Origin of the sequence: Nitrosomonas marina (genome assembly GCF_900110145.1) — a bacterium.
Lineage (GTDB): Bacteria > Pseudomonadota > Gammaproteobacteria > Burkholderiales > Nitrosomonadaceae > Nitrosomonas > Nitrosomonas marina.
This window is the reverse complement of record NZ_FOCP01000004.1, coordinates 81,923-94,354: the sequence shown is the minus strand read 5'-3', so window position 1 is coordinate 94,354 and position 12,432 is coordinate 81,923. Positions and strand designations below refer to the sequence as shown.

The window sequence follows — 12,432 nt, the reverse complement described above, 5'->3', positions numbered from 1 at the left end:
TAATCATACGAATTTACCGATTAAACAGATTGATGACACCGTCCAGCCCGACATGGTTAAGCGAAAAGGTTGCCTGTTGCTGTACCACAGGTTTGGCGTGGTAGGCGATGCTGATCCCGGCAGCAGCAAGCATGTCCAGATCATTGGCACCATCACCGATGGCAATGACCTGGTTACGGGAAATTCCTAATTTGTCGCAGACATTACTTAACGCTTCAGCCTTGCCCTCCCGTCCAAGTATCTTCCCCAGTACTTTGCCGGTGAGTCTGTTTTCCTGAACCTCAAAAGTGTTTGCGGTTGCAAAATCCAGTTGGAGCTTTTCCTTGATACGATCTGTAAAAAAGGTGAACCCGCCTGAAATGACCATCGTTTTCAGGCCGGCAGTTTTTGCTTTCTTAAGCATGATCTCGGCGCCCGGACTCAGCCGCATACGTTCTTCATAAACCTTTTGCAAGGCGTCTATATGTACACCGCGAAGCAACGCGGTACGCTGCGTCAGGCTCTCCTCGAAGCTGATTTCTCCGCGCATGGTTTTGAGGGTGATTTCTGCGACCTGCTGTTTGGTGTGATGGATGTCTGCTATCTCATCGATAGACTCAATTGCAAGCAGCGTTGAGTCCATATCCATCGCAATTAATTTGAAATCTGTTAGATTTAAATCGTGCCCGACTACCGCATAGTCAAGTTTAGCCTCTTCGCAATAGTCGCTGATACCGTCCTGTTGCTGAATATTTTTCAATCTGAATGCCTGGCCGGAAACTTTTTCAATTTCATCAGCGCCTGCCAGTTTTGCAAGCGCTCTCAAGTCATAATTTCCAACGTCAAGACCTTGAATAATAAGATGCATAAAGTAATGGTTGTTGTTTTGATTGATATGATTACGTGTTTTGCCATTCAACGATTTGGTTGCGTCCTTCACTTTTTGCCGTGTACAGTGCGGAATCAGCAGCTTTTATAAGATCTGCCGGTTGTTTGAACAGGCTGATGTCCTGCAAGTAGGATGCAACACCAATTGAAGCCGTTATGTTAATCGTTGAACTATTTTCAGAATGATACGAAATGGCTGCAATTGCTTCTTTCAGGCGGTGTGTAACTTGTCGCGAAACGGCCAGTGTCGTGCCGGGCAATATCAGCGCAAACTCCTCTCCACCGTAACGGCAAAGTGTATCATCCTGGCGTATCTGCCCCAGGATTGTTCTTGTAACGGTCACCAGTATGCCGTCGCCAGCAATATGCCCATAAGTATCGTTTATTCTTTTAAAATGATCAAGGTCAATCATGACGATAGTGAGTGGCAACTGATGTTGAAGGGATAATTCAAATTCCCGTTTGAGCGATTCGTCAAAGAATCCTCTGTTATATGCTCCCGTCAAACCATCCCGGTACGATTTTTCCTTCAGTTCCTTGACTTTAGACAGAGAATGAACAGTCAGCAGTTCCTTGGCCGCGGTGAGAATCTCTGATACCTCGGAAGGCTGATGAATGGTTACATCAAACAGATCCTCAACTGCGTGCAGACCCTCCTTCATGATGTCGATTACGTCTATCAGGATTGTCTCATCAATGTCCAGCCATAAACGGGCTGCCTGTGACAGTTGCGCGAGTTTTTCAGGTGCATGCGGATTTAGAATATAATCTGCCAGATACCGCGATGTTGCGGCACATGCCTGCAATGTGGGTTCGAGTGCTTTGGGTTCGGGCTGACCATGGCTGGACAAACAGACCATTGCTATGTAATCAGGAATATGACATTGCTTGAGCAGCGTATAACCCAGTTCGTCATGTCCGGCCCCGAATATTTCACGTTCTCTCATCAACAGTGTGTCGTGGTCATTTGTCGATGAGAAGACGGGCGCATATTCTTCCGGCATAACGGTACAAAAAACAAGAATACCGATTTCCTGCAGTAATCCGACCAAAAACAAATCATCCAGGTAGGATTTTTTTAATTTTTCTCCTAATGCCCGGCAAGCCAGGGCTGTTGCAATTGAACGGCGCCAGAACAGGTGACTGTCAAGTACAGGAAGATTGTCGGATTTTTTTACCAGCGAATCCGTCAGAGAAAAAGACAGTGAGACAACAATGATCGTGTGTGTGCCCAGTAGGCTGACCGCTTGCCGAATATTGGTGGCAGACCGGCGGGATTTGTATAACGGTGAATTGGCTATTTTGAGAATTTTTGCTGAAAGTGCCGCGTCATAGGCGATATATTCGCACAATGTGTTGAGATCAGTGTCGGGGTCGTTCGCCAGTTCTATAATTTTTAAAGCAATAGCCGGGAGACTGGGGAGTGTAGTACAGAAGCGTATGCGTTTGGCTAAATCAGCATTCACAGAGTAATCTCTTTTGGTTCAGATTCTTGCTTTAAACGGAGCTGTTTGAATATGTTTCACTATATGACAGTAAAAAGCCTGGTAGTTCGAACTTACTGCTTGGATATTGCATTATTCATCCTTACACTGGCAAACGCCATGTTATATTAACTGATAAGCGGAGAATTTGATATAAAGCAAGCATAATTATTGTTAAAAAACGTCTTAGCATTTATGTTTAACAACTGTAAAGATATAAAGGAGTAGGATGTGGAATTTGGAATCAAAGTAGCAACTACAGATAAACAGCGAGGTGCCTGCGTAGTAGTGGGTATTTTTGAATCAAAAAAAATGACAGAAGCTGCAAAAGAGCTGGATCGCTCATCAAATGGTTATATCAAGGAAATTATTGATCAGGGTGATTTGGAAGGAAAAGCGAATACTGCGCTGTTGCTGCATAAAATTCCTAACCTGCAATGCAAACGCGTGCTTCTTGTCGGTCTGGGCAAGGAAGACGGGTTTAATGGCAGTGCTTTTATAGCCGCTGTTCAGACAACATTCCGTACGCTACAGAATACCGGGACTACAGACTGTGCACTTTTTTTATCGGATTTGCCGGTTCAGAAGCGGGACTCTGCCTGGAAGGTAATGCAGATTGCAAAGCTTGCAGTTGAAAGCAATTACCGTTTCGATCAGCTCAAAAGCAAGCCGGAGACAACTAAAAGAACATTGCGGAAAATCACCATTTGTATTGGAGACCGTGCTGATCTTGCTGCTGGTGAAGAAGCGCTTAACCAGGGAGCTGCAATAGCGCACGGTATGAGCCTGACCAAAGACCTGGGAAATCTGGCTCCCAATATCTGTACGCCCACCTATCTTGCAGAACAGGCAAAAGAACTGGCCAAGGCATACAAACTCAAGGTAACCATCCTCGACAAGAAAGATATGGAAAAGCAGGGTATGGGCGCCCTGCTGGCGGTGGCACGCGGCAGTCACCAGCCGGCAAAGCTGATCGTGCTGGAATACCAGGGGAAGGGCAAGAAAGAAAAACCAATCGTGCTTGTAGGTAAAGGCGTGACGTTTGATACCGGCGGCATTTCATTGAAACCGGCTCCTGAAATGGATGAAATGAAATACGATATGAGTGGTGCAGCCAGTGTACTTGGCACACTTAAGGCTGTTGCCGAAATTAATTTGCCGGTTAATGTCGTCGGGATCATACCGGCAACAGAAAATATGCCGGGCGGTAGTGCAACCAAACCCGGTGATGTGGTGACCAGCATGTCCGGACAGACGATTGAGGTTTTGAATACTGATGCGGAGGGACGTCTGATTCTTTGTGACGCATTAACGTATGCGGAACGCTACAATCCGAAGGCTGTGATTGATATTGCGACACTAACAGGTGCTTGTGTCATTGCACTGGGTCATGTGGCGACAGGTTTGTTAAGTAATAATGATGCATTGGCGCAGGCGTTGACCAAGGCTGGCGAGCAGGCTGCTGATCAGGTCTGGCAACTGCCCTTATGGGAAGATTATCAGGAATTATTAAAAAGTAACTTTGCGGACATGGCTAATATTGGAGGCAGGGCAGCCGGGACAGTAACCGCTGCATGCTTTTTATCCAGATTCACCCAAAAATACCACTGGGCGCATTTGGATATCGCGGGTACGGCCTGGAAATCCGGTAAGGAAAAAGGCTCTACTGGTAGACCGGTGCCATTGCTGACCAATTATTTGATTGCGCAGGCTGGGACCACAAGCTAGCGGATTTGTAGAAACAGAATCAGGTGCGGCATGACTGACATCTATTTTTATTCTGGTGCTGAGGATAAATTGCTGGTGGCCTGTAGGCTATGCGCCAAGGCATTAAGTCAGAATGCGCGAATAGTCGTTTTTACCTCGAATCAAAGCATGCTGGAGAAACTCGACAAGATGCTCTGGACATTTCAGCCAACGAGCTTTCTTCCCCATTGTTTTATACATGACGAAACGGCGCTGGTCAGATCAACTCCCATTGTTTTGAGTAACTGCGTGACCCAGGAAAACGGCAGCAGCATATTGTTGAATCTGCACGATCAATGTCCGCCTGATTTTTCGAAATTCGAACGTGTAGTTGAAATCGCGAGCCTGTCGCCCGACGACAGGTCCTCGGCGCGTAAACGTTATCGATTTTACCAGCAGGCTGGATGTGCATTGCATCATCATCAGCTTCAGCCTAACTAGGTTATTTACAGCATATAAACACTATGAACGATACAGTCGAAACAGAAGTGGATGCGGATAATGACAGAATCCTGAAGAAATTTGATTTTCTGATTGACAAATATCACCACAGTGCCAGAACGGTGGTTACTCCTGAGAACATCGAAGACATTGACAAAGTTCCTGTTCTTACCGAATGTGTGGCTTTGCGATCCAAACACATGCAGCCCCAGTTTGATGAATTGTCTCCTTTACGCCTGTTGCTGGACGCAGCGCTAATCGACGCCAGAATAGAGCTTAATCAGGCTGACAGGCAAGCTCTGGTGCACGCTCTGGAGAATCGTATTATCGTTCAGGAGAAGGCGTTGCTGGAGCAGCAAGACTGATGACAGCGTTCAAGCTGTTCTGCATAGATGCGTGCAGCTTGTTGTAAATATCAATTACCTGCCCGGACTTAGCATCGTACTTGAATATCCAGTATGCAAATGCGCAATTCAACGACTCTTACATTATAATAAAAAGATTTTATTTCCTTTCAAAATATACTAACCATCTACAAATTTCATGGAGCTTGAGAAAAGTTTTGATCCCAGACTGATAGAGAATCAATGGTATTCAGTGTGGGAGTCCGCCGGGTATTTCAAACCAGATCATGCAGACAATACAGCTGCCTACTGTATTATGCTGCCGCCGCCGAATGTAACCGGCACGTTGCATATGGGTCATGCTTTTCAGCATACCTTGATGGATGCGCTGACGCGCTATCACCGTATGAAAGGCGATAATACCCTCTGGCAACCGGGAACCGATCATGCCGGAATCGCAACACAAATTGTCGTTGAACGGCAACTTGATCAGCAAAATATCGACCGGCGCGATCTCGGCCGGGAAGCCTTTTTAGCGCGTGTGTGGCAATGGAAAGAAGAATCGGGTTCAACAATTACCCGCCAGATGCGGCGTTTGGGTACATCGTGTGACTGGACGCGCGAACGGTTTACCATGGATGCTGAGCTTTCTCGCGCCGTGACTGAAGTGTTTGTCCGTCTTTATCGTGAAGGGCTGATATATCGTGGCAAGCGGCTGGTGAACTGGGACCCTGTTTTACAGACTGCGGTGTCCGATCTAGAGGTGATTTCGACAGAAGAGAACGGTTTTCTATGGCATGTCCGTTATCCTCTCGAACAGCCCGACGGCAGTCTTTCTGCCGATGAAGCGGTGATTGTTGCGACCACTCGACCGGAAACCATGCTTGGTGATGTTGCGGTTGCTGTGCATCCGGAAGATACACGCTATCAGCATCTGATCGGAAGACATGTGCGCCTGCCCTTGTGCGAACGCAGCATTCCGGTCATTGCAGACAGCTATGTTGATCCGGAATTCGGCACAGGCTGCGTCAAAATTACGCCGGCACATGATTTCAATGACTATCAGATGGGGCAGCGGCATCAACTGGTGCCGATCAGCATATTTACACTGGACGGCAGAATCAGTGAGCTGGCGCCGACCCAATATCAGGGCATGGATCGTTTCGAAGCAAGAAAGAAAATTGTATCCGATCTTGAAAGCCATGGTTATCTGATTGAAACAAAACCGCACAAGTTGATGGCGCCTCGCGGTGACCGGACCAATACAATCATCGAACCCATGCTGACAGATCAGTGGTATGTGTCCATGGAAGGAATGGCCAAGCAAGGTTTGGAGGTCGTTGCGAATGGCGATGTCAGATTTACGCCCGACAACTGGGCACATGTTTATAACCAATGGCTGGAGAATATTCAGGACTGGTGTATTTCACGTCAACTCTGGTGGGGGCATCGCATACCTGCCTGGTATGATGAAGACGGCAATATTACAGTCGCCCATAACCTTGAAGAGGCGCAACAGCTCTCAGGTAAAACCGAACTCAGGCAGGATGATGACGTACTGGATACCTGGTTTTCCTCAGCATTATGGCCTTTTTCGACATTGGGCTGGCCGGAGGATACCCGGGAGTTAAATACGTTTTTGCCGACTTCGGTGCTGATTACCGGGTTTGATATTATTTTTTTCTGGGTCGCGCGAATGGTAATGATGTCACTGCACTTTACCGGTAAAGTACCATTCAGGGAGGTATATATCACCGGACTGATCCGCGATGCTGAAGGCCAGAAAATGAGCAAGTCCAAAGGCAATGTATTGGATCCTCTGGACCTGATCGACGGCATTTCACTGGACGATCTCATTGCCAAACGAACAGCGGGATTGATGAATCCAAAAACCGCACCGACAATCGAGAAAAATACCCGTAAGCATTTTCCCAAGGGAATTCCGGCTTTCGGCACTGATGCCTTGCGATTTACCTTTGCCAGCCTGGCTTCGCATGGACGGGATATTAAATTCGATTTGCAGCGCTGCGAGGGCTATCGTAATTTCTGTAATAAGCTGTGGAATGCCACTCGCTATGTATTGATGAATTGCGAGGGCAGGGATACCGGTCTGGATACGCAGCAGGCATATATATATTCGGATGCGGACCGATGGATTGTCAGTCGTTTGCAGCAGGCCGAGAGGGCAATTGAGAAATATTTCGCCAGTTATCGTTTCGACCTGGCTGCAAAAGAAATTTATGAACTGGTGTGGGATGAATATTGCGACTGGTACGTTGAACTGGCAAAAGTACGTTTGAACAGTTCCGATGAATCCGAACAACGGGCAACACGCCGAACGCTTGTTCGTGTACTCGAGGCAATGCTGCGTCTGGCGCACCCGATCATTCCGTTTATTACCGAAGAGCTTTGGCAGAAAGTAGCGCCGCTTGCTGGAAAAAATGGTGCCAGTATCATGTGTCAGCCGTACCCGGTCGCCGATCTGAAAAAAATTGACCAGAAATCGATAGCAACAATACGGTTGCTCAAGGAAATGATCAACGCCTGTCGCACACTGCGTGGCGAAATGAATATATCTCCGGCACAGAAAGTGCCGCTGCAGGCTGTGGGCGATCTGGCGGTGTTGACTGACAACAGGGACTATCTGATGGCTTTGGCCAAATTGTCCGAAGTAGAAATTCTGGATCAACTGCCTGATGCTGATGCACCGGTTTCCATCGTGGGTGATTTCAGGCTGATGTTGAAAATCGAGGTCGATGTTATTGCCGAACGTGAACGGCTGAATAAGGAAATAACTCGTATTGCGGCAGAAATATCCAAAGCGGAAACAAAACTGGCTAATCCTAATTTTGTAGAACGCGCGCCGGCTACTGTGGTGGCGCAGGAAAAAGACCGTCTGGCCGGATTTAATGCACGGCTGGAAAGTTTGAACGAACAGCTGCAAAAATTGCGTTAATCAGCATTGAAATATCCGCATCGCCATTATGATCGGCAGTTGCCGCTGCCACATTGGCGATGCGGATAATTGATTGGTGTTCCAGCTAAATCGTATATTCGATTCCAGTAGTTGATAACCCGACCAGATCGATGTTTGCCGCGTTTAAATCGGTTTCCGCAGCCAGCACACCCAGTTCCCCGGTTGTCATACCGCTATTGAGCGCATCAATAAAGGGCTGTGCCTGTTCCGTTGTCGGCGGTGATCCAACGACGTTGGTCCAAAGCCGTGTAACAATTGCCTGCGAGGTGTCAAGACCGGCTGCCTGGATCGCCAGTTCTGCCAGTTCCTCATAAGTCATCCCGTCATCGGCCGATTCCAGGCCGATACCGACAATGCCGGAATTGCGGACATGGGCTGCGCCGAACACCGCGCCTATCAATCTTGCCACCTGGCCAGCGCTGCTGTCCAGATCAAACGCAATTCCAATATCGGAGAACTGTAAACGTTCGATACTGGTAAGTGTGTCCTGGCCATCATCGTTGACTGTGTCTGAAATTTCAATATTGCCGCCACTGCGTGTGAATATATAGTTAGCGCTTGGATAGGAGAAGACCGCCGTGTCTGAACCACCTTGACCGTTAATAATGTCATTACCCTGTTTTCCTTCAAAGACATTAACGCCGTCATCACCGTCAAAAAGGTCATTACCGGTTGAACCGACCAGTGTGGCGGCACCTGCAATAAATTGCTCAATGCTACTGAATGTACCACCAACCGATTGAGTCTCGGTAACGAAGTCAATTGCCAGATCTGTGTCAGAACCGTTCTCTGCCTCAGCTGAGTTGAGAACGACATTCAGCGCAAGGTCCTCGGTTGAATTCGAGAATGTCGCATCCGCCTCCAGGACATCCTGCGGCGTGAATTCAATTCCGTTTGAAGTGCGTGGTGCAGTCCCCGAATCGCTTTTCCAGACAGGTTTGTCGAATTCAAGTTCGGCTTCGTATGTGCCCGAAGACGTATCGATCCGAATGGTTCCTTTCAGTGTGCCGAAATCGAGCGTATCGATACCATCGCCACCATCAATCGTCATATCACCCAGACCTATGACAAAGCGGTCGTCGCCCATGCCGCCGTTGGCTGTGTCATTACCGTCCAGTACCAATACATCATTGCCTCCACGTCCTTCGAGCAGATCATCGCCTGCACCGCCTGCCAGCATATTATCGGAGTTATCGCCGCGGAGGGTATCATCGCCGTCGCCACCAATGATATTTTCAATATTGACCAATGTATTATTCTCCTGGCCGCCGGAAAATAATCTGAATACCGCGTTGCCCGAATCCAGATCGGCTTCCAGGTGGCCGAAGCTGCTGCTTTCGACCTCGCCTTTCTGCGGGCCTGGTGCCGCAAATGCCCATGATGCTGTATCGACCCCGCTGCCACCGTCTATGACATCGCTGCCGGCGCCACCATGCAACAGATCATCGTCATCGCCACCAAACAGATTATCGTTTCCTGGGCCACCGTACAGCGAATCCTGCCCGCCGCGACCGCGTAGGGTATCGTTGCCCCCGCCGCCGATGAATCGTTCTCCGATGTTGCTGCCCTGCAGTAAATCGGGGTATTCATTGGCGCCGATGAGCTCTTCGACATTATTGACGGTACCGGAGAATCGTTCTCTGTCGTCAAATGTTCGAATTGTTCCAGACTGCAGATCGACATCGAGCCCGGCAAAAATACTGCGCTGGTTAGCGGACAGGACATCCCGACCCGCGCCGCCATCGATACTGACATCGCCACTCCGCAAAATGAAAATATCATCGCCTTCATCACCCGAGGCCTGCACGATTTGACTTAGGCCGGCGTCGATTTCGATCGTGTCGTCGCCGTCTCCGCCAGAAGCAAGCCCGGCTTCCTTGATTACAATTTCATCATCGCCGGACTCGCCGTACAGTTCAAACGATGGGTTGTTGCTTCCCCCGTTGTTACCCAATACGTAATCATTGCCGTCACCTGCATGAATGGTAATTAGGCCGCGATCTCTGATATCAAAGTAATCGTCCAGATCGCCACCGTAGTAAACGTCAAAATTCTCTACGTTGCCTGATGCGATTACTGAAGGACCGCTTTCATTTTGCAGACTGCCGCCCGGCGTGGCAAGTTCATTGCCCTCGAGTGCATTGAATACGCGCAGCGAGGAGCCGAGAGAACCGTCAATACGAACCAGCCAGCGAACATCCGGAATTTCTGTCAGGTACAGCGTATCGAAACCGCCACCACCGTCATATCTGGCGCCGCCTGTGCCTGCATAGACGGTATCGTCGCCTTCACCACCGCCGACGTAGCGTCCTGCCTGCTCGCCGTATAACGTATCATTGCCCCCTCCACCGTGTATTTCAGTGTAACTGCCAGAGCCACCGTACAGTGTGTCATTAAAGTCAGAGCCTGAAAATTGCTCGATATTGACTGCGGTGTCTGTAACGATAACGGTGTTGCCGTCCGCGGATAGTCGTTCGATTTTACCTGTTTCAGCGAATATGCGTACCGGGCCCGAGGCTTCCTGAGATCGGGCTTTTAAGCGGATGCCATCATTAATATATTCCCGCTGCAGGACGTCGCGAATGTCGGATGCGTACGTCAAGGCATCAAAATCGCCTTCGCCGCCGTCATAGAAATTGGAACTTCCTGGCGTAGTCAGGTCCCCCGCAACCAGAGTATCGTTTCCTTCACCACCGAACAACGCGTCACTTCCAGGGCCACCGATCAGGATATCCTGACCGCCGCCGCCATCGAGATAATCGTTTCCGGCACGGCCGTCGAGCACATCCCGGTCGCTCGAGGCGACCAGACGGTTGGCTGCCGCATCTCCAAATTGAAAGGACTGGCGATGGTCTTCAACTACAATATTTTCTATGGAAGAAAGAGTAGAAGTATTATTACTGCCCGCAAAGATTGTGCCGCGCTCGATATCGGCGTCGATGGTAGAGTTGCCGGATTCATTGTTAATCGGGAATCGCCAGGTATCGCTTCCGGAACCGCCGGAGAACGTGTCCTCACCGCCAGTGAATACAAGCAGATCATCGCCGGCGCCGCCATTCAGAAAATCCCCGCTGGCAGGACTGCCGGCCAGCATGTCATTGCCGCCGAATGCATTAATGGTGATGGCCGTAGAACCACCAAACAGAATATCCCGGTTGTCAGTGCCATCCAGTACGTTTTGTCCTGTTATTGCCCTGAATACGCTGTTCAGAAGGATGTCAGGCGTCAGAGCGATATCGGCAAATACATACAATTCGATGTTTTGAGTTTCATCTGTGCCGTCGATAAGGTTCGGGTTGACAGGATACAGATGATTGAAGGTTATCGATTCGCCATCTTCGGACTGGGAATAGTTGTATTCCAGGAAGCTGCCACGAAAAACAGCGATATCGGTGCCGGTACCGCCAGCCAGGAAATCGTTGCCTGCAGCGCCGACCAGAATATCGGTACCCGCTTCCCCAACGAGCGTGTCGTCACCCTCGCCACCATACAGCAGATTATGGTCGCCGGTGCCTGTCAGCGGGTCATTCAGAGGTGTGCCGATGCCGATCGGGCCGGTCTGTGCGTCGCCTACGGGTTCAGCGACTTTCTGGTTCAGTTCGTCCAGCCAGTTCGAGACACCGAGATAGTCGTCCAGTTGACCCAGCGGATCGATTTCCAAAAATGCAGTGTCAAAATCTTCCAGTATATTGTCGAAAATACCGGGATCAGGCAGCAGTTTATTGATTTTTTCGGAAACCGAGTTGATGACACGATTGATGCCAAGGGTTTCCATAATGTAATCGATAATCGGCTCGATCGTTACCTTGAAAATAAATCCGACTGCATCGAGTATGCCCTCGACCGGTTTGAGCACTTTTGAAACCGCGTTGAGCGGGCCGCGTAAGAAACTCAGTGAAGATGAGATGCCGTCAAATGCAATCCGTACGCTGAGCACCGGCAGGAACGTTGCGCTGGGCACTGCATTATCCAGAATCTGCGTTTTTTCCTTGACTTCGGCAAAAAGCGTATTAATGGCTGCTACGGCATCATTCGGAGGTGCTACCAAAGTGTCGGCGCCTGCTGCGGCAGGCGCAGCGGGGTCGCCGTCCGGATCGAATTCGTCAATTTTGTCCAGTGCATCAATCAGCTGGTCAACAGCAGTGATATTTTTGAGCAGTAGATTTTGCGTGCCGACAAGCTTCAGATCATAGTTTTCCAGTTTTTCCTGGGCCGCGTCGAGTTTATCTTCCAGCTTGCTGTCGTCAATTTTTTTGGCCAGTTGTTTGGCCTTGTCCCGCACTTTGTTGGTGACGTTCTGTACGCTGTCGAGTACTTTACCAGCTACTTTGGCCAGAAATTTCAAAGGACCGGCCTTGTCCATCAGTTTCAGATTGAGTTTCAGTTTGGATATGGTGTCGCTGAATTCATCAGCCTTTTGCTCGACGGCATCCACGGCATCTATGGCCATTTCAACCCTGTCGATTTTTTCGTCAATATTATCAATTAAGCCGCGTATATCGCGGACATTCGTATTGGCCTGTGTTAAGTTGCTGCTGTATGAGCGCAGCTCCGGACCTGCAGACATGTCTTT

The 12,432-nt window shown here is 49.1% G+C and carries 7 protein-coding genes; 4 read left to right on the top strand and 3 right to left on the bottom strand.

Annotated elements, in window-relative coordinates; translation table 11 throughout:
* Positions 1-13 precede the first annotated feature (13 nt).
* Together serB and BMX44_RS04030 are read right to left on the bottom strand one after the other, a co-directional pair.
* Entirely contained in the window at positions 14-847 is an 834-nt protein-coding gene (gene serB / locus BMX44_RS04035; RefSeq protein WP_090628646.1) for a phosphoserine phosphatase SerB, read from the bottom strand.
* Positions 848-878: 31 nt separating this feature from the next.
* Positions 879-2,333, bottom strand: a complete 1,455-nt coding sequence (locus tag BMX44_RS04030) for a sensor domain-containing diguanylate cyclase (RefSeq protein ID WP_090628352.1) — start codon at positions 2,331-2,333, stop codon at positions 879-881.
* A 249-nt stretch (positions 2,334-2,582) separates the two neighbouring features.
* Between BMX44_RS04030 and BMX44_RS04025 the strand changes: the two genes are divergently transcribed.
* The 4 genes from BMX44_RS04025 to BMX44_RS04010 all read left to right on the top strand — a co-directional run bounded on the left by BMX44_RS04025 (position 2,583) and on the right by BMX44_RS04010 (position 7,838).
* A complete protein-coding gene (locus BMX44_RS04025; protein ID WP_090628349.1) occupies positions 2,583-4,079 on the top strand; it encodes a leucyl aminopeptidase in 1,497 nt (498 codons plus the stop codon).
* Positions 4,080-4,109: 30 nt separating this feature from the next.
* Positions 4,110-4,538: a DNA polymerase III subunit chi gene (locus BMX44_RS04020; protein WP_090628346.1), complete on the top strand. Its 429-nt coding sequence runs from the start codon at positions 4,110-4,112 to the stop codon at positions 4,536-4,538.
* A 23-nt stretch (positions 4,539-4,561) separates the two neighbouring features.
* On the top strand, positions 4,562-4,903 hold the full coding sequence (locus tag BMX44_RS04015) for a hypothetical protein (RefSeq protein WP_090628343.1): 342 nt from the start codon (positions 4,562-4,564) through the stop codon (positions 4,901-4,903).
* A 178-nt stretch (positions 4,904-5,081) separates the two neighbouring features.
* On the top strand, positions 5,082-7,838 hold the full coding sequence (locus tag BMX44_RS04010; RefSeq protein ID WP_090628341.1) for a valine--tRNA ligase: 2,757 nt from the start codon (positions 5,082-5,084) through the stop codon (positions 7,836-7,838).
* A gap of 85 nt (positions 7,839-7,923) precedes the next feature.
* Here BMX44_RS04010 and BMX44_RS04005 read toward each other — a convergent pair whose 3' ends face one another.
* Positions 7,924-12,426, bottom strand: coding sequence for a calcium-binding protein (locus BMX44_RS04005; protein WP_090628338.1), 4,503 nt, complete (start codon positions 12,424-12,426; stop codon positions 7,924-7,926).
* Between the last annotated feature and the right edge of the window lie 6 nt (positions 12,427-12,432).